The organism is Ruegeria aquimaris, assembly GCF_025751555.1.
Taxonomy (GTDB): domain Bacteria; phylum Pseudomonadota; class Alphaproteobacteria; order Rhodobacterales; family Rhodobacteraceae; genus Ruegeria_B; species Ruegeria_B aquimaris.
Genome location: NZ_JAOWLB010000035.1, coordinates 1 through 18,494 on the forward strand (window position 1 = coordinate 1; position 18,494 = coordinate 18,494).

21 protein-coding genes are annotated in these 18,494 nt (G+C 61.9%); 4 read left to right on the top strand and 17 right to left on the bottom strand.

Features of this window, described 5'->3' with window-relative positions; all coding sequences use genetic code 11:
* Positions 1-92 precede the first annotated feature (92 nt).
* The 16 genes from OE747_RS23510 to OE747_RS23585 form a co-directional block, all read right to left on the bottom strand.
* Positions 93-3,476, bottom strand: coding sequence for an error-prone DNA polymerase (locus OE747_RS23510; RefSeq protein WP_263830889.1), 3,384 nt, complete (start codon positions 3,474-3,476; stop codon positions 93-95).
* Positions 3,473-4,951: a Y-family DNA polymerase gene (locus OE747_RS23515; protein WP_263830890.1), complete on the bottom strand. Its 1,479-nt coding sequence runs from the start codon at positions 4,949-4,951 to the stop codon at positions 3,473-3,475. The genes OE747_RS23510 and OE747_RS23515 overlap by 4 nt, the downstream gene beginning before the upstream one ends.
* Positions 4,893-5,423, bottom strand: a complete 531-nt coding sequence (locus tag OE747_RS23520; protein WP_263830891.1) for an ImuA family protein — start codon at positions 5,421-5,423, stop codon at positions 4,893-4,895. The genes OE747_RS23515 and OE747_RS23520 overlap by 59 nt, the downstream gene beginning before the upstream one ends.
* Positions 5,424-5,559: 136 nt before the next feature.
* Positions 5,560-5,742 (bottom strand): DNA gyrase inhibitor YacG, encoded by a 183-nt coding sequence (locus tag OE747_RS23525; protein WP_263830892.1) that lies wholly within the window; start codon positions 5,740-5,742, stop codon positions 5,560-5,562.
* Entirely contained in the window at positions 5,739-6,761 is a 1,023-nt protein-coding gene (locus OE747_RS23530; RefSeq protein WP_263830893.1) for a ribonuclease E/G, read from the bottom strand. The genes OE747_RS23525 and OE747_RS23530 overlap by 4 nt, the downstream gene beginning before the upstream one ends.
* Positions 6,758-7,336 (bottom strand): Maf family protein, encoded by a 579-nt coding sequence (locus tag OE747_RS23535; protein WP_263830894.1) that lies wholly within the window; start codon positions 7,334-7,336, stop codon positions 6,758-6,760. Before OE747_RS23535 ends, OE747_RS23530 begins: the two co-directional genes overlap by 4 nt.
* A gap of 10 nt (positions 7,337-7,346) precedes the next feature.
* Entirely contained in the window at positions 7,347-7,565 is a 219-nt protein-coding gene (gene infA / locus OE747_RS23540) for a translation initiation factor IF-1 (protein WP_005978431.1), read from the bottom strand.
* 70 nt (positions 7,566-7,635) lie between these two features.
* A complete protein-coding gene (locus OE747_RS23545; protein ID WP_263830895.1) occupies positions 7,636-8,532 on the bottom strand; it encodes a carbon-nitrogen hydrolase family protein in 897 nt (298 codons plus the stop codon).
* A 24-nt stretch (positions 8,533-8,556) separates the two neighbouring features.
* Positions 8,557-9,150, bottom strand: coding sequence for a GNAT family N-acetyltransferase (locus OE747_RS23550; RefSeq protein WP_263830896.1), 594 nt, complete (start codon positions 9,148-9,150; stop codon positions 8,557-8,559).
* Positions 9,143-9,541: a ketosteroid isomerase-related protein gene (locus OE747_RS23555; protein WP_263830897.1), complete on the bottom strand. Its 399-nt coding sequence runs from the start codon at positions 9,539-9,541 to the stop codon at positions 9,143-9,145. Before OE747_RS23555 ends, OE747_RS23550 begins: the two co-directional genes overlap by 8 nt.
* Positions 9,538-9,996, bottom strand: coding sequence for an arsenate-mycothiol transferase ArsC (locus OE747_RS23560; protein ID WP_263830906.1), 459 nt, complete (start codon positions 9,994-9,996; stop codon positions 9,538-9,540). The genes OE747_RS23555 and OE747_RS23560 overlap by 4 nt, the downstream gene beginning before the upstream one ends.
* Positions 9,997-9,999: 3 nt before the next feature.
* Complete coding sequence (locus tag OE747_RS23565; RefSeq protein ID WP_263830898.1) at positions 10,000-10,479, bottom strand: UPF0262 family protein; 480 nt, start codon at positions 10,477-10,479, stop codon at positions 10,000-10,002.
* 78 nt (positions 10,480-10,557) lie between these two features.
* On the bottom strand, positions 10,558-11,337 hold the full coding sequence (locus tag OE747_RS23570; protein ID WP_404818353.1) for an ABC transporter permease: 780 nt from the start codon (positions 11,335-11,337) through the stop codon (positions 10,558-10,560).
* Between the two features lie 5 nt (positions 11,338-11,342).
* On the bottom strand, positions 11,343-12,095 hold the full coding sequence (locus OE747_RS23575) for an ABC transporter permease (RefSeq protein WP_263830899.1): 753 nt from the start codon (positions 12,093-12,095) through the stop codon (positions 11,343-11,345).
* Positions 12,096-12,104: 9 nt separating this feature from the next.
* Positions 12,105-12,875 carry a transporter substrate-binding domain-containing protein gene (locus tag OE747_RS23580; RefSeq protein ID WP_263830900.1) on the bottom strand — a complete coding sequence of 257 codons (771 nt, stop codon included), beginning with the start codon at positions 12,873-12,875 and terminating at the stop codon, positions 12,105-12,107.
* A gap of 32 nt (positions 12,876-12,907) precedes the next feature.
* A complete protein-coding gene (locus tag OE747_RS23585) occupies positions 12,908-13,690 on the bottom strand; it encodes an ABC transporter ATP-binding protein (protein WP_318527337.1) in 783 nt (260 codons plus the stop codon).
* 139 nt (positions 13,691-13,829) lie between these two features.
* Between OE747_RS23585 and OE747_RS23590 the strand changes: the two genes are divergently transcribed.
* The 4 genes from OE747_RS23590 to OE747_RS23605 are packed head-to-tail and all read left to right on the top strand — an operon-like array spanning position 13,830 to position 18,047.
* Positions 13,830-14,477 carry a TetR/AcrR family transcriptional regulator gene (locus OE747_RS23590; protein WP_263830901.1) on the top strand — a complete coding sequence of 216 codons (648 nt, stop codon included), beginning with the start codon at positions 13,830-13,832 and terminating at the stop codon, positions 14,475-14,477.
* Complete coding sequence (locus OE747_RS23595) at positions 14,474-15,661, top strand: pyridoxal phosphate-dependent aminotransferase (protein WP_263830902.1); 1,188 nt, start codon at positions 14,474-14,476, stop codon at positions 15,659-15,661. Before OE747_RS23590 ends, OE747_RS23595 begins: the two co-directional genes overlap by 4 nt.
* A complete protein-coding gene (locus OE747_RS23600; RefSeq protein ID WP_263830903.1) occupies positions 15,661-17,256 on the top strand; it encodes a 5-guanidino-2-oxopentanoate decarboxylase in 1,596 nt (531 codons plus the stop codon). Before OE747_RS23595 ends, OE747_RS23600 begins: the two co-directional genes overlap by 1 nt.
* A gap of 8 nt (positions 17,257-17,264) precedes the next feature.
* Entirely contained in the window at positions 17,265-18,047 is a 783-nt protein-coding gene (locus OE747_RS23605; RefSeq protein ID WP_263830904.1) for a dimethylarginine dimethylaminohydrolase family protein, read from the top strand.
* Positions 18,048-18,049: 2 nt separating this feature from the next.
* On the opposite strand, the gene OE747_RS23610 is transcribed toward OE747_RS23605, so the two are convergent.
* Positions 18,050-18,412, bottom strand: a complete 363-nt coding sequence (locus tag OE747_RS23610) for an amidohydrolase family protein (protein WP_263830905.1) — start codon at positions 18,410-18,412, stop codon at positions 18,050-18,052.
* Positions 18,413-18,494 lie beyond the last annotated feature (82 nt).

The following is an 18,494-nucleotide window of genomic DNA, read 5'->3' on the forward strand; positions in this document are numbered from 1 at the left end:
TTGCCAAGGCGCCGGTCACGACCGAGGTGGTCCGCTTTTACTCCGCCCAATGGCCGGAAATTGCGCCGCCGTTGACAACCTAGGGGGCTGCTTCAATGAAAGTCTCTGCTTGGGAATAGTCGTTTTGCCTGATCTCGTGGGTGCATGGCGCGCGCGGGGTAGCGGGCGGCTTTAGGGGTATCGTCGGTGCGTAGGCCCTCGGTGGTTAGGGCTTCAGGCTGCGGGTGGCCCAATTCGGACAGCTTGTGGGATAGGTCCTGCACCTCTTGCGCGATCAGATGCACAACAATGCCTTCGCGTTGCAGATAACCTGTGACACGCAACAACCTCCCGCCCATGACGATGCGCCGGAAACGCTCGTATACTTTAGGCCAGACAACCACATTGCTAACGCCGGTTTCATCCTCCAGCGTCAGAAATATCACACCAGAGGCCGTGCCCGGGCGCTGTCTTGTGATCACCAGGCCACAGACGCTGTAACGTCCCAAAGGAATGTCTTGCAGGGATGCATGGGGAACAAGCCCCGGCAGCGCGGGGCGTAGTAACTCCATCGGGTGAGCCCGCAAGGTTAAGCGGGTGGACACGTAATCCTCCACCACTTCCTCGCCAAGTTGCATATTGGGCAGCAATACATCCGGTTCAGGGATGATTTCACCATCAATCGGGTCACTGAACAGGGGTAAAGGTTGCGCGCTTTGGATTGCCTTGGCATGCCACAGCGCATCGCGCCGCGTCAGCCCCATACCAGAGAACGCATCGGCCTCGGCCAATCGCATTAAAACATCCGGGCGCAGGCCCGCGCGCAACCACAAGGCTTGCAGGTCCGGGTATCCATTTTCACGGGCCGCCACGATCCAATCGGCGTCGTCTTTCTTAAACCCTTTGATCTGGCGAAACCCCAATCGCAGCGCAAACACCCCGCCATGGCACCGTTCCAGAGTATTATCCCACTCGGAATGGTTCACACATATCGGTCGTATCTCGACCCCATGTTCGCGGACATCGCGCACGATCTGAGCCGGAGCGTAAAACCCCATAGGCTGAGAGTTCAGCAACGCGCAGGCAAAGATCGCCGGATGGTGGCATTTCAGCCAGGCTGAAACATAGGCCAGCATGGCAAAAGCGGCGGCGTGACTTTCGGGAAAGCCGTAATCGGCAAAGCCTTCGATCTGGCCGAAACAGCGTTCCGCAACCTCTTGCGAATAGCCATTGCCCAACATGCCCGCGATGAATTTGTCGCGATATGTGCCAATGGTCCCCATGCGCCGGAACGAGGCCAGAGAACGGCGCAGGTGGTCGGCCTCTTCGGCTGAAAACCCGGCGCCCACCACCGCGATTTGCAGCGCCTGCTCCTGAAACAGCGGCACGCCCAGAGTACGTTTCGTCACCTCTTCAAGCGCGGGCCCGAAGGGTTCAGGTTTTTCCAATCCGGTACGCCGCCGGATATAGGGCTGCACCATATCGCCCTGAATGGGGCCAGGCCGGACAATGGCGACCTCGATCACCAGATCGTAAAACGTTCTGGGTTTCATGCGCGGCAGAAAGTTCATCTGTGCCCGGCTTTCCACTTGAAACACGCCAATCGCATCGGCACGGCAGAGCATGTCATAGGTCGGTCGGTCCTCCTGCGGGACCGAAGCGATTGTATGAGTAATGTTGTCGTGCTGCTGCATCAGGGCAAAGGCTTTTTGGATGCAACTGAGCATCCCCAGCCCCAGAATATCCACCTTGAGAATTCCCAGCGCGTCGATGTCATCCTTGTCCCAGCAAATGACCGTACGCTCCTCCATCGCGGCGTTTTCGATGGGGGCCAGTTCATCCAGCCGCCCGCGGGTGATGACAAAGCCGCCCACATGCTGTGACAGATGCCGGGGAAACCCGATGATCTCACCAATCAGGCGGATGGTCTGCATCAGACGGCGATCCGAGGGATCAAGGCCCAGTGCGCGGATACGGTCCAGATCGACGCCACCGTTGCTCATCCCCCAGATCTGCCCGGACAGCCCTGCCGTCACATCCTGACTGAGACCCATGACCTTACCCACTTCGCGAATGGCGGCACGGGTACGGAAATGGATGACGGTGGCACAAAGCCCCGCGCGGTGACGCCCGTATCGCTTGTAAATCCACTGGATCACCTCTTCGCGGCGTTCATGTTCGAAATCCACGTCAATATCCGGTGGCTCGCCCCGGTGTTTGGATACAAAGCGTTCGAACACCATGGCGATCATGTCTGGGCTGACATCGGTGATGCCCAAAAGGTAGCACAAGATCGAGTTCGCTGCCGAGCCGCGCCCCTGACACAGGATGCCCTGCGATCTGGCGAATTGAACAATATCATGCACAGTCAAAAAATAGGCTGCGAAGTTCAGTTCACCGACCACCGCCAGTTCCTTTGCCATCAGCTCCATCGCCCTGTCTGGCGGACCATTGGGATAGCGACGCTTCAGGCCCTCTCTTGCAAGACGCTCCAGCCGTTGCTGCGATGTCTCTCCTTCGGTTTCCTCATGCGGGTATTCGTAAGACAGCTCACTCAGATCAAAACTGCATTTGTCGGCAATCTCCAGGGTCCGGCGCAGAGCGGCAGGGTGATGTTGAAAAACCCGCGCCATGTCGGCCCCAGCCTTCAGGCGACGTTCCCCATTGGGCAACGCGCGGGTGCCGATCTGATCAATGGTGATATGTTCGCGCATGCAGGTCAGCACATCCGCCAACTGACGGCGGGATGCATGGTGCATCAACACATCCCCCACCGCCACCATCGGGGCGGCTGCCCTTTGCGCGGCTTGCGCGCAGGCATTCAGATAGGCCTGATCACTGCCATCATAACGCGGGGCGGCACCCAGAAAGACCTGGCCGGGGAAATGCCGACCAAGGGTGCGGATATCCGATATGGCGTCCGTCAAACTCCCCTGCGGCAGGGCGATCAGGATCATGCCCTTGCAGGCCGGAAACAGATCCTTGGTGTAAAGGGTGCATTCCCCTTTCCCGGCACGGCGCTTTCCCAGTGTCAGCAGGCGGGTCAGGCGCTGATACGCCGCCCGGTCGCGTGGCAGGGCGATCCAATCCACCGAGCTATCCCGGACGCTTAACCGGCAACCGACAATCAACTTGGGCAGCGATACAGGGTCGGGTTTGATGAGCGGATCACTTTGCCCGCTGACTTGTCGGGATGAACTGTCCAGCCGCTGTTGTGACCGGATCTGTACCCCCTTTTGTGCCACGTTGCGAAGTTCCCTGAGCGCCGACCACGCGCGCACTACGCCCGCCAACGAATTGCGATCCGTGATAGCAATGGCCGACAGACCCAGCTTTGCGGCACGCACAACCAATTCTTCGGGATGCGAGGCCCCGGTCAAAAAGGTGAAATTCGTCGTGACACAGAGCTCAGCGTAACCTTGCCCCGCCATACGACTGTCCAACATATCATGGTGGAACGCATCAACCGGGAGGTGGGTGCGATTAACTTTGATCATGCGAACTCCCCCTGCACGAACCAACCCGGATTTTGCGGCGTGTAAAACAGCCAGAGCCTGCGCCCCTCGCATGTTTCCACCCGCCAATAGTCGCGCAGGCCCGAACGCCAGTTCTCATCTTCAAGCCACCACTCCGGCGCGATGCGCTCTGGACCTGTGGCTCGGCCTGTGGTCAGTGACATGCGTCGCCAGCGAAAGCGTGCGGGGGGGCGAGCCCCGCTGGCGGCAATGGGCTCAGGCGGGAAGAGGAGCAGAGGTCGCGGGTTTGGGCTGTTCCATCCTGCCACCGGTTCAGAATAGGCAGCAGACGCGACGAGAAAGCTGCGCTCGGGGATATGACTGTCGGCGGGCAGAAACCGCTGGATGTTTTCCAACCCGATCCGCGTGCCGATGCGGGTGATCAGGTCGTCCAGCGCGCCCGCTCTCCCCTCTGCCACATGGCTGATTTGCTGTACTGGCAGGGGATCGACCTGTGTGGCTTCCAGCCGCAACTGATCAATGCCAAAACCCGCGTCGATCTCTGCCACGCCTCGCTCGAACAAGGGCAAGATACGCTTGGGGTCACGCAGAGGACGTGCCAGGCGCAACTCGACCTGCTGGTGATCATGATCCACGCGGCGCAGGGTAAGACACAATTTGCGGGCGCCCACCTCATGTGATTTCAGCTTTGCGCAAAGCTGAACCAAAAGCCGGTCTGCGCCCAGCATCACATCGGATAGCAACCCGATCGGTTCGGGCAGGGTCATCCGCACCGCAAAATGAACGGGATCGGCATGGGGTGAGATCTCTTCGAACTGCGCACCCAAAGCCTGATCCAGCCGCAACAACAGGCCGGGCCCAAATCGGCGGGTCAGCGGTGCACGCGCGACCCCGACCAGATCACCGATGGTGCGCAACCCAAGACGCTGCAAAGCGACCGATATGTCGTCGTCGATCCGCAAACCCGCCACAGGCAGAGCGTTCAGGGCGGACAGCATGTCGCCGCTTGGAGCGGTCCCTTCACCATAATGCGCCAGGGCCCAGGCGGCCCCGCGCGTATCGGCGCAACCGATCTGCACCGATAGTCCCGCGCGCCTCAGGCGCATGCGGATATCGGCCAACATGGGCGCTTCACCACCAAACAGATGCGTTGACCCGGTGACATCCATCACGAGGCCATCCGCCCCCTCAAACCCGACCCATGGGCAATAGCGCGTGGCCCACCGGCGCAAGAGATGCAGAAATCCATTGTCCCTTTCCGGCTCTGCCACCCGGCTTTGCAACTCGGGGCAAAAGGCGCGCGCATCGGCATAAGGCATACCCTGGTGCAGCCCCTGCTGTTCTGCGGCTTTGTTCAGACAATAGATCCGGTCGGCGTTTTTCTGTTTGACCGTCAGGACAAACGGCCCGTCTACAGGCCGCTGACGAAGAACCCGCTCACTTGCGAGGCGGGGGAACCACAGTGATACGACGCGTCGTCCGATCCCATCGAACATACCAGACTCTCAATGTTCCCGATTTGTTCTTTATAAGTTCCCAGTGTTGCAGAGTCGAGTCCGCCACTCCTGTATCGGGGTCGAAAACCGGTGTGCAGCGCCAACGCGTTTCCGCCGCGTTGCTGCCCATCCCTTCGGGAATGATTGCCAACCCGGTAGACGCCCCATCCCGTGCGGCAAGCTGCAACCGTCGCCCCTCGGTCAGGTTCAGAGCCTTGCCAAGCTGCATCACAACCAGAGCAACCACCCCCGAACGCAAGGCTTCTTCGGCCACCGCAAGCGTTTCAATCTGGTCTCTTGTGTTACAGACCGTCACCCGTGACGGATCTGAAATATCCGCAAAACCTGTCGGGTTTATCTGTTGCCTGTCCCATGCCTCACGCACCCAAACGGCCTGGCCGCCCCGCTGCGCCAAGAGCGCAAAGGCAAAGGCAAACGCACTTGCGCCGCAGACCTCATGGGTGCGGCCCATGACCGGAGGGAAAGAAGAACCGAACGATTGCATGGGCCAGCTATATCACAGAGCACGAAATTTGAAACGCGACGGGCAGTGGTCACGGCTGACACGGTCGAGCAAAAGCGAAAGAGATCTTGTTAAATCAACTTGATCAGTGGCGCGGCTCAGTAGATGACCTGTCCGCCTCGTTCCACTCTTCTTCCTCGGCGGCTGCTTCTGCGGGAATTGCGTATGAACCGTTCAGCCACTTGGCAAGATCCAGATCGGAACACCGCTTTGAACAAAAGGGGCGGTATTTGGTCTGTTGCTCGGCACCGCAAATCGGACAACTCATTTCAGCACCTCCGCAACAGGAAACCGGCCACGCTTGCGGTGCAGTTCAAAATGGCCTGAGGGCGTCCAGCCCGCCAGGGTGGTCTCATCGCTGTCCGATTTGAAGGATGCCCGCAGCGCCGACTCAAACCCACGGCGATCTTTTTTCGCCATGGGCGCCAGGTCGATGGTGATCTGACCGCCAAGCCCCCGCACCCGCAATGCGCGTGGCAAAGCCTTGGCACAGGCGAAATTCGCCTTTTGGCCAGCGGCCAGAGATGTATCCGTGCCGGTGTTCACATCGACCGCCACCAGGGCGCGCGTCGGCTGGATGTAAATCAATCCTCCACCCGGCAGGGGTTCGGAAATACCGCGCGCCTGATCAAGCGCGTCAAGCACCCCGTGCTCCTGAAACCCGCCCGGTTCGGTCACCACCTCGGCCGGATCGGTCCAATCGCGCCATGCCAGAACATGCGGACCGTCGCCGTCGATCAGCGTTTCCGCATCCTGACCGTCGTCTGCCAACACCTGCTCCGCCTGCTCGCGCATCGCCGCGATATCCTCGGCAATCTCATCAGCATCCGCCTCTGCGCAAGACGATCGCAGGATCAAACCGAATGCACTCCCGTCCATCCCCTCGTGCGCGATTTCAAGCAGCCGGTCGCGCTCGGCCTCATCGCGAATTCTGCGCGACAGGTTGAGACCCGGTGCGTCGGGTGTCACGATGGAATATCGGCTCTTGAACAACAGTTTTGCGGTAACCGGGATCGCCTTGCCCGGCTCGGCATAGCCTGAAACCTGAACCAGGATGCGCGCCCCCGGAGCAAGCCCAGACACCTGGCGCAAAAAGGCCGGCCCGTCAGGGGTGCTCAGGAACATGCCGCCCTGCCCCTTGACCGGGCGGTCGGCGCGGGCGCGATATATGGTGCCGGGAGTTGGCGCATCGCCTTCAATCAGGAAATCGTCCAACTGGCCATCGACCATCAGAGCCGCAGCCTCGCGCCCCTGTATGTGGTCCAGAATGATTGTACGGCCCTTCATGCGACACCTTTGAATTTGGGATGGCCCGCAGCCGCCAGAAGCGCGGCGGTTTCGGCCAGCGGCAAACCGACAATGCCGGTGAAAGACCCTGCAATCCAGGGGATGAACGCACCAGCCGGGCCCTGTATGGCATAGGCCCCGGCCTTGCCCTTCCAATCATCGGTGGCGAGATAGCTGTTCACTTCGACATCCGAGAGGCGTTTGACCTTGACCTGGCTCACCACGTCCCGCTCCCACAGGCGGTCGCCACGCCGCACGGCCACAGCGGTGATCACACGGTGCCGACGCCCGGATAGCGCATGCAGGAATTCGGCTGCCTCGCCTGCATCTGCAGGTTTGCCCAGAATGCGACGGCCAAGCGCGACAGTGGTATCGGCACACAGCACGATGTCGTCGGGCGCTGCCTGAACAGCGGCCACCTTCTCACGGGAAATGCGTGCGCAGTAACTACGCGGCAGTTCCCCCGGTCTGGGGTCTTCGTTGATCTCGGGTGGACTCACGGCATCCGGCGTGATGCCAAGCTGCGCCAGCAGGTCCAGCCGCCTGGGGCTGCCTGATCCGAGAATGAACGCCATGCGACAGGCGTTACTTGAAACGATAGTTGATCCGACCCTTGGTCAGATCATAGGGGGTCATTTCGACCTGAACCTTGTCGCCAGCCAGAACACGGATGCGGTTCTTGCGCATCTTGCCTGCCGTATGTGCGATGATCTCATGGCCGTTTTCAAGCTCGACCCGGAACGTCGCATTGGGCAGGAGTTCCTTCACGACACCGGGAAATTCGAGCGTATCTTCCTTGGCCATGTTGTCTCCATCATTGCGTTTAGCCCGCGGAATCCGCAGGCTCGAGCGCTTAAATGCGCGCATTTCCCGCTCAGTTCAAGGCTTCTTTTGCTTTCATGCAACACATTGTGACCGATTGGACCCGTCCGTCCTGCTCTGCCCAGTGGCGCCTGTTCAGCACCACGCCATCTGCGCGCACGTCTGCGACAGAGGCAAGATCGACCTCGGCGTAAGTCCATCCAGGTTGGTTCAAGACACCCTCTGCCAAGACCCCGGTCTGTGGAAACCCGCGATCCGGCGGTCCAAAAACACCGCCCATTCCGGTGTTTGTGTCTACCGCTTCCGACCAGTCGTTGCGCCCCACGACCGAGGACATGACCGAAATGCATTGGTTCTCCAGCGCCCGTGCCATCGCCCCGATACGTACACGGCTGTAACCCGACAGCGCCTCGGTACAGGAAGGCACCAACAGAATCTCGGCCTCTGACAAAGCCCGCCCCAACAGCGGGAATTCACTGTCATAACAGATCAGCACTCCGATCTTGCCAATCGCGGTATCGAAGAGTTTCAGCGGTCCGCCGGGAACAACATCCCAATCCTCGCGTTCGAACCGGGTCATGATCTGCTTGTCCTGATGGTCGCGCCCACCGGTCGGAGTGTAGAGCTCAGCCCGGTTCACCGGACGCCCCGACCCAAACTTTGCTGGTCCGGACGCGCCTAGGATATGCACACCATACTCCGCCGCAAGTTTCACGTGCAACGCCGCTGCATCCTCCATCCGATCACTGACGGCATGCAGCGAACCTTCGAGGTCCGCGGCCGTTTTCGCACCAGCCAGAGTGCAAAGCTCCATCGCCCCATATTCCGGAAACACCAGCAGATCGGCCCCCTGCCCCGCCGCCTCGGACACCCATTGGGCCAGCTTGTCCTCGTATTGTGCCCAACTGTCGAGCCAGTCGAGCGGATAGGCGGCGGTGGCGATTTTCATCTGCGGGTCCTCCTTTTGGCGAGATCAGAGATCCCGGATCCAGAATTGCAGTGGCTTGTCGGTCTCGTGGTCCTGATCGAGGTCTTTCCAGCCGAAATGCGCCACTACACCGGGCAGTTTCTCGTACCCGCGCGCGCGCCAGAATGCATCGAGCGGGCGATAGTTGTCGGGTTTCAGCGGGTGATCGGCGGGGCGCTGCACTCCGCAAAAGGCACATTTGGCAAATCCCAGCGCGCGTGCATGTCCCTCGCGCAGGTCAAAGAACCGGTGGCCCACACCATAGCCGCGATACTCGGGCAACAGCACGGATTCGGCGCAATAGAACACCGTGTCCTGCGCCAACCCGGTACCGGCAAAGGCGGCGGCGAAGTCGTCGGCATGATCGGCCAGCGGCATGCCGGTGGCAGCGCCGATCAACCGGCCGCCATCAAAGGCGCCGACCACGATGGCCCGGTCGCTGTTGCGATAGGCCTGCAGATAGTCCCGCTCATAGTCTAGGTCGCCGTCATAGAGATAGGGCCATGCGCGGAACACCGCGATCCGCAGCCGGGCCACATCCTCCAGCGCGGCGTCCAGCGCCGCGCCGGTCAGCGCCCGAACCCCGGTCACCTCAGCCATTCGAGACCTGTTTCACCCAATCGGCCAGGTTGTAAAAGGTGGTCACACGCGAGATCTTGCCGTCCGTCAGCGTAAAGAACGATCCGGCGGGCAAACGATAGGTCTGCCCATGCGCCTCGGGCAGACCGGAATCGGTTTGCAGATAGGTGCCGTTCACGATGAATTCCGCCGCCGCGCGCGTGCCGCCTTCGGCCTCGAACACAACCATGTCGGTCAGATGTTCGTTGTAGCAGCGGTTCATATGGGCGCAGAATTCGGAGAATTTCTCTTTGCCGACACGGATCTGGCCCTCGTTCACATGATGGGCCACATCCTCGGACAGGCAGTCCAGCATGCCCTGCACATCGCCTGCGTTGAAGGCTTCGAAATAGCGTTTGACGGTCTCGCTCATGCTCTCTCCGTTGGCTCTCCCCAGCGCTCTTTCAGATGTTTGATGATCTGATCGCGGGTCTGACGGTAGTGGTGTAGCTTCTCCACCCGCGTCTCGCCCAGTCCGGTAGGGTCCATAATTGGCCAATATTCGACATCGAGGTGGAAAAAACGGGTCAGTTCCAGCGCCCGGCGCTGGCTAGCGGGCGACAGCGCCACCACCAGATCAAACGAGCTGAGGTCGTCGCCCCATTCCTGCATCATGTCGAAGGATCGCGACCGGTGGCGCGCCAGTTCGACGTCGATCTCCTGGCAGACGGCGATGCAGAACCCGTCGATTTCCATGTCGTTATGAACACCGGCGGATTGCACATAGGTGCCGGTGCCATAGAATTTCTTCATGATGCCTTCCGCCATGGGCGAGCGGACCGCGTTGTGGTCGCAGCAAAACAGGACCGAATGCGGAAGCGGCTGCACCATTCAGCCCCCGAAATGCAGAACGCAGATCAGGGTGAACAGGCGGCGCGCGGTGTCGGTGTCGATCTCGGCCTTGCCCTCCAGCCGTTCCTGCAAAACCCGGCTACCCTCGTTGTGGATGCCACGACGGGCCATGTCGATGGTCTCGATCTGGCTGGGCGGCAGGGTCTTGACCGCGTTGAAATAGCTTTCGCAGATCTGGAAGTAATCCTTGACCACCTGACGGAACGGCCCCAGCGACAAGTGGAACTCGGCCGCCTTCTCTTCGTCCTCGGTCTGGATATCAAAGACCAGCCGCTTGTCGCGGATCGACAGGTTCACCCGGTATGGCCCATCGGGCACGGCACGGTCCTCGCGCACCGGCAGGGCAAAGCTGTTCTCCTCCAACAGATCATAGATCGCGACTTTTCGCTCCTGCTCGATCTCGGGCGTGGGCGGGGGAAGGTTGCTGTCATCCAGCTCGATATGAGAAATACGGCTCATCGTCACGGGTGCCTGTTCGATAGATCGGGACAGACCTACACCATGGGTTTAGGATGGGCAACGTGTCGCGATGCGCGATCAATTCCCCGGTCGCCGCGTCGGCACCCGGTTTTCCAGCCAGCGAAAGGCCAGTGCAATCAGTCCCGCGATCACCATATAAACCAGCGCCAGCAACAGGAGCGGTTCATAGATCACAAACGTGTCCTGCCGTACCCGCGACGAGACAGCGAAGATCTCGACCACCGTGATCGTCGCCACCAGCGGCGTTGCCTTCAGTTGCAGGATGGTCTCGCCCCCCAGCGTCGGCAACACGTTGTTGATCGCCTGCGGCAGCCAGATGCGGCGGAACAGGGTGAAACGAGGCATCCCGAACGACCGCGCGGCCTCAAGCTGGCCGCGGTTGACCCCGGCGAATGCACCGCGCATCACCTCGCCCTCATACCCGGCAAAGGACAGCGTCAGCGCCAGCAGCGCATAGGGCCAGGCCTGCCGCAGATAGGGCCACAGAACGCTGTCGCGAATACCGTCGATCTGGGGAAAGACCGAACCCAGCCCGTAATAGAGCAGCCAGATCTGCAACAGCAGCGGCGTGCCCCGGATCAAGGTGCAGAACACCCGTGCGGGCGTAGACAAGTACCAAGGCCCCACAGCTTGGGCGAAACCGAGCGGCACCGCCAGCAGGAAGCCCAGGAATGTACTCGCAGCGAGCAGCCAGACGGTGCGCCAGAGCCCCTCCATCGCGAGCGGCAGATACTTCGGCAGCCAGTCCCAGCGCAGCGTCAGGGCGCACCAGACCACCAGCGCCACGGCCAGCCCGATCAGCGCCAATCGGTGCGGCATCAACATCGGACGGATCATCCGCATCATCGACCCGCCCCCTTGAGAGAGGGCTGACCGCGCCGCGCCCGCCGCTCAAGCAGCTGGAACAGGGCGGACGACATCAGCGTCACCATCAGATAGAGCGCGCCCGCGGCGAGGAAAAAGGTGAAATAGGCCCGCGTGCTCGATGCCGCCTGCCGGGTTTCCAACGTCAGCTCGCTGAAGCCCACAACCGCAAGCAGCGCGGTATCTTTGGTGGCGATCAGCCACAGGTTCGCCAGCCCCGGCAGGGCAAAGGACAGCATCGCCGGAATGGTCACCCGCCGCATCAGCATCACCGGCGGCATGCCAAAGGCGCGCGCCGCCTCGATCTGGCCCTGCGGCACCGCCAGAATGGCGCCGCGCAGCACCTCGGTCGAATAGGCGCCCTGAACCACGCCCAATACCCAGATACCCGCAGCAACACCGCTGATCTCGACCCGGCCATATCCCAGCGCTTCGGACGCCTGGTTGATCAGATCGGTACCCACGAAATAGAGAATTAGGATCAGCACCAGTTCGGGCACGGCCCGGACAACGGTGGTGTAAATGGCGAGCAGGTCACGGATGACCGGCCCGCCATAAAGCTTGCCATAGGCTCCGAACAGCCCGATCACCAGGCCAAAGCCGAAGGCCCCGAACGCGATCTGGAGCGATTTGCCCAGACCGCGCAGCAGGTTCATCCCCCAGCCCGGTGGTGACAGCGACAACAGCTCGGCGCTTTTCGCCAGGCCGAGCAGGTCCAGAAGCCCCTCCATCGGCTGCGATTACTCGCTGTAGATGGGCGCGGTGAAGTAACGCGCGGTGATCGCCTCATGCGTGCCATCGGCCAGGATCGCGGCGATGCCCTTGTTCAGGGCCTCGCGCAGCGCGTCGTCACCCTTGCGGACACCGGCACCCACGCCCTTGCCCAGGATCGCTTCGTCATTGGCCACAGCGCCCTTGATCTCGCAGCACTGGCCCGCATCGGTGGCAACAAAATCGGCCATGGCGATGCTGTCAGCCTGGGTGGCGTCGATGCGACCGGCATAAAGGTCCTGATTGGCCTCGTCCTGGGTCTGATAGACACGGATTTCCGCATCACCGAAATACGCGTTCGCATAGGCCTGGTGAATGGTCGATGCCTGCACCCCGATGATCTTGCCGGCCAGCGAGGCGGGCGTTGCCTCGATATCCAGCGACTTGTCGGCCACGATCACGGCAGGCGTGTTGTAATAGGGGTTCGAGAAGTCGATGGTCTGCATCCGCTCTTCGGTGATCGACATCGAGGCCATGATGGCGTCGATCTGCTTGCCGGTCAGCGAGGGGATGATGCCGTCCCATGCGACGGGGGTCAGCACGCAATCCAGTGCGGCGGCCTTGCAGACGGCGTCGATCACCTCGACCTCCCAGCCGACCCAGTTGCCGGCGGAATCGGGCGAGGCGAAGGGCGGATAAGGCTCGGCCGCGATGCCGATCTTGACCTGCTCGGCGGCCACGGCGCCCGCGCCCAGGGCCAATGCGGCCAGACCGGCCAGCAGCGATGTCTTGAGTTTCATATGTTGGTCTCCCTGTTTTTCATTCTTGGTGTTCAGTTGATGGATTTCAGAAATTGTTTCAGCCGCTCGGATTGCGGATTGCCAAAGATCTGGTCGGGTGGCCCCTGTTCCTCGATCCGGCCTTGATAAAGATACACCACATGGTCGGCGACCTCGCGGGCAAAGTTCATCTCATGCGTGACCACCAGCATGGTGCGCCCCTCTGCGGCCAGATCACGCATCACGCCCAGCACCTCGCCCACCAGTTCGGGGTCCAGCGCCGAGGTCGGCTCGTCAAACAGCATCACCGCGGGGTCCACCGCCAGAGCGCGCGCGATGGCCGCGCGTTGCTGCTGACCACCGGACAGGAACAGCGGATAGGTGTCCTCTTTCTCGGCCAGACCAACCCGCGCAAGCAGGGCGCGCGCCTTTTCGATCGCCTGCGCGCGCGGCACTTTCAGCACATGGACGGGTACTTCGATCACGTTTTCCAGCAGGGTGCGGTGGGTCCACAGGTTGAATGACTGGAACACCATCGCCAGCCGGGTGCGCACCCGCTCCAGCTGCTTGCGGTCGGCAGCGGTGCCGTCGGCGCGCATACGGATTTCCTCGCCGCCGATCACGATCCGGCCCGAACTGGGGGTTTCCAGAAAGTTGATGCAGCGCAGCATGGTCGACTTGCCCGAGCCCGAGCCGCCGATGATCGCGATCACATCGCCCCGGTTAGCGGTCAGCGACACGCCCTTGAGCACTTCGAGATCGCCAAAGGATTTATGCAGATCCTCGATCAACAATGTCCCCGCCAAATCGCTGGCGGCCCCCGCGGCGGGCGTCAGTTCCTGCGTTGCTGTCACGCGATCCCCCCTGACTTTCCGGTTGCCTTTTCGGACCGGCTCTGCTTATATTTATACAAACGTATAACAACAAGCGTGACGCAAATCAAGCCCGCTTTTCACCCCGCCGGAGGCCCCGCCCTTGGACAGTTCACGCCGCAGCTTCACCCGTGAATCCGCCGAACATCGGCGCGAGGCGCTGATCCGGGCGACGCTGACCCTGATCGGGCGCAAGGGTGTGCAGGCGGCTACCGTTCGTGGCATCGCCGACGAGGCGGGCGTGACGCTGGGACTGATCCGGCACTATTTCGATGGCAAGGATGATCTGATCTATGCCGCCTATCAGGCGCATATGAGCCAGCTGACCGATGCCACGATGGAAGGCCCCCGGCAGGCGGGCGAACCGGCGGCGCACCAATTGGCGCGAATCGTCCGCGCCAGCCTGACCCCGCCGGTCAGCAGCCCGCAGGCAGTGGGTCTGTGGGCCGGGTTCCTCAACATGGTGCAGCGCGACCCGCGCATGGCCGAGGTGCACAGCCGCACCTATTACGACTTTCGCGACCGCTTGCAGGCGCTGATCGCCCCGGCCCTGGAAGAGGCGGGCGAGACCCCTACGCCCGAGCGGCTGCGCGCATTGGCCATCGCCTGCAACGCCGTCATTGACGGGCTCTGGCTGGAAGGCGGCGCACTGCCCGAAGCCTTTGGCCCTGGCGAACTTGTGAACATCGGCCTGACCTCGGTCGGCGCCATTTTGGGGCTGACCCTGAACGATCCGGGAGAAGAGACATGAAGACGACAGCCATTACCCGCCGCCTGGCCGATCTGGGCGGCGCCAAATGGGCGATCCACCTGCGCGCCAAAGCGATGATCGCCCAGGGCGCCGATGTGATCAGCCTGACCATCGGCGAGCCGGACGTGCCGCCGCCTGCCGAGCTGATGGATGTGGCCGAGGCCGCGATGCGCGCCGGGCGCACCACCTATTCCGATGGCGCGGGCGAACCGGGCCTGCGCGCGGCCCTCGCCGAATGCTATAGCACCAGCACCGGGCGGACGATTTCGGACGATCAGGTCATGTGCTTTCCGGGCACCCAGACCGCGCTGTACGCGGTTTTGATGGGTGTGGCCGAGGAAGGCGACGAGGTGCTGGTCGGCGATCCCATGTATGCCACCTATGCCGGGGTGATCCGCGGCACCTGCGCCGATCTGGTGCCGGTGCCGCTGCGGCCCGAAAACGGGTTTCGCATTTCGGCCAACGATATCGCCGCGCGCATCACCCCGCGCAGCCGCGCCATCCTGCTTACCACACCGCACAACCCCACCGGCGCCATCCTGACCCCCGAGGATATCGCCGAAATCGGCGCCTTGGCCCGCAAACACGATCTGTGGATCATCTCGGACGAGGTGTATGAGCATCTGGTGTTCGATGGGCAAAGCTTTACCTCGCCGCTGGCCCGGCCCGATCTGGCCGACCGGGTCATCGTGGTCTCGTCGATATCGAAATCTCACGCCGCGCCGGGGTTCCGCAGCGGTTGGTGTATCGGGCCCGAGACATTTACTGCAGCACTACTGCCCTTGTCCGAAACCATGCTGTTCGGCAATCAACCCTTCATAGCAGACATGACAGAGCGTGCGGTGCGCAATGGGTCGACCGTGGCGCCCGGAATGCGCGCACGCTTCGCAACACGCGCCAGTCGCCTTGCAAACCGGCTGAACAACAAGACCTGCCTGCGGGTCTTGGAACCTCAGGCCGGGATGTTCGCCATGGTCGATGTATCGGCAACCGGGATGGACGGCACTGCCTATGCCCGGCACCTGCTTGACCACGCAGGCGTGGCGGTGATGCCGGGCGTGTCCTTCGGCGACACGATAACGGGCTGGGTACGCCTGGCATTGACAGCTGATGACACTGATTTTGACAGAGCCTGCGACCGCATCGTGGCACATGCCACGCAATTCCAGACCGAGGACGCCTGATGCCAACTCTGGGTGAAACGCTGGTGGTGGGGCTGGCGGAACGGGGCGTGGAGTGTGTTTTCGGCATCCCCGGTGTTCATACAATCGAACTCTATCGCGGTCTTGCAGCCTCGGGCATCCGGCACGTTACGCCACGCCATGAGCAGGGTGCCGGGTTCATGGCCGATGGCTATGCCCGCGTCTCGGGCAAACCCGGCGTCGCCTTTGTCATCACGGGTCCAGGCTTGACTAACACGCTGACCGCGATGGGTCAGGCACGCGCCGACAGTATCCCGATCCTGACCATTTCCGGCGTCAACAGGCAAAGCAGCCTTGGCCAGGGGCTCGGTCATCTGCATGAGTTGCCCGATCAACTGGGAATGGTGGCAAAGGTTGCGCTTGAAGCCCGGCAGGTCAGGCAAGGCAGCGACCTGTCACCGGCCTTGGACGCGGTGTTCGAGCGGTTGACCACCGGGCGCAAGGGACCCTGCCATATCGAAATTCCACTGGATGTCGCAAGGCTCCCCGCTGCGCTGAACGCTCCCTCGGTTACGGCGGATCCGGCGCCCGACCCGAACCTGCTGGATCTGGCGGCAAAACGCCTGACGGCTGCGTCACGCCCGGTGATCCTTGCAGGTGGTGGTGCAATAGCGGCAGCCGAAACCTTGAGGGCACTGGCGGAACGGCTGGATGCGCCGGTTGTCCAGACCGTGAATGCACGCGGGCTGATGCATGGCACGGCGCTGAGTGTCCCGGCAAGCCCAAGCCTTGCCGCAGTCCGCAGCCTGATCGAAGCGGCGGACCTCGTTCTGGCGGTCGGCACCGAACTGGGACAAACCGATTACGATATGTACGCAACGGGTTCGATGCCGCGCCTGCCGCACCTGATCCGGATCGACACCTGCGCTGAGCAATTGTCTCGCCATCCGGCGACAATCGCGATCCAGGGGGACGCGGCAACATGCCTGGCCGCGTTGACCCAGCGCCTGCCCGGCGGCAACCGGACCAGCGGCGGAGCAACGCGCGCGGCAGCGGCAAGCAGCGCCGCACGGCAAGAGATCGGCCCGTACATGCGCGGCATGGTCGACATGCTCGACGCCGCGCGCGACGCGGTGCCGGGCGCCATCATCGTGGGCGATTCAACGCAACCGATCTATGCCGGCAATCTCTACTACGACCATGACCGACCTGGCGGATGGTTCAATGCGGCCACAGGTTTTGGCGCGCTGGGATACGCGATCCCGGCCTCGATCGGCGCGGCTATCGCGGCGCCTGGTACGCCGGTTATCTGCATTGCGGGTGATGGCGGCGCCCAATTCAGCCTGACCGAGATGATGGCCGCACGCGACGAGAATCTGTCCATTGTCTTTGTGATCTGGAACAGTCACGGCTACCGCGAGATTGACAGCGCGATGCGGGAGGCCGAGATAAGCGTGGTTGGCTGCGATCCCACGCCACCTGACTTCGCTGCCATCGCCACCGCATATGGGATGCCCTATTCCCGTTGCGCCGACACCGATCCAAAAGCCTTCGCCGCCCTTCTGGCAGCCGCGACTAAGGGCAATGGCCCGTCGATCGTCGAGGTACAAGCGCCCTACACCCCCAATCAGAACTGAGACACAGAATGAGCGACCCGACATACCAGTTCACCCGCGCCATCACCCGCAGGCCAGCCGCAAGCGTCGTCAACGGACTGCGCGCCGAAGACATCGGCATACCTGACCTTGAGCAGATGCTGAAGGATCACGCGCACTATGTCGCCACACTGAAAGGCACCGGCGCCGAGGTGATCGAGTTGCCGCCGCTGGACGAGTTTGCCGACGCCCTCTTTGTCGAAGACACGGCGCTTTGCCTGCCGCAGGGCGCGGTTCTGATGCGCCCCGGTGCGCCCAGCCGCATGGGAGAGGTCGCCGAAATGGCGCCCACCTTGCGCGGTGTTTATGCCGAGATCCGCGAGATCTCTGGCCCGGGTCATATCGAGGGTGGCGATATCCTGGTCACCGGACGCGAGATCCTGGTCGGCCGATCCGCCCGGACGGATGCCGAAGGGGTCAAGGAACTGGCCGCGATTGTCGGCGATTGGGGCCACCAGCTGCGCGAGGTCTTCACCCCACCGGGTGTGCTGCATTTCAAGACCGACTGTTCCTTGCTCGACGGCGAGACGATCCTGTCCACGGAACGGCTCGACGCCTCCGGCTGTTTCCAGGGATACCGTGTGATCCATACGGCACCGGGCGAAGAGGCATGTGCCAACACGATCCGTTTCAACGATCTGGTGTTGATGCCCGCAGGCTTCCCGAAGACCGCCGACATTCTAGACAAGGCCGGTTTCTCGGTGGTCGAGATCAACAACAGCGAGTGCGCCAAACTCGACGGCGGCATGTCCTGCTTGTCACTGAGGTTCTGAAGCTATGGGGCAGGCTCCCCTGCCCCGGCCAGACGCCCTTCTTGTTCCGGCTTGTCCGCTTCGGCAAAGGTCACCATACCATCGGACCCAACCCCTGCGAGCATCGGCGCCAAGGCCGAAAAGAACGCATGTTTTTCCAGCACCCAGTTCGGTGCCCCGGTTGCGTCGCGCTGTATCACCCCGCCTGCGCGATCAGGTGTGTCCGGAGAGATCCCTAACACTTCAAGAACTTTGGAGTTAACAACACCCAAGCGCCCCGACTGGTGTACGATGACTATCGGTACATCTTGCGAAACCGTATCCAGATCCGTTCGAGTTGGATGACGCAGCTCCGCAAGTTGGGCATTATCATAGCCGAACCCCATGATCAGGCAGAGTTGGTCGCGAGGATTTGGTCCCGTCGTCAAGGTGGATCGCATGACGAAGGACGTGATCCAAAATCAAGAA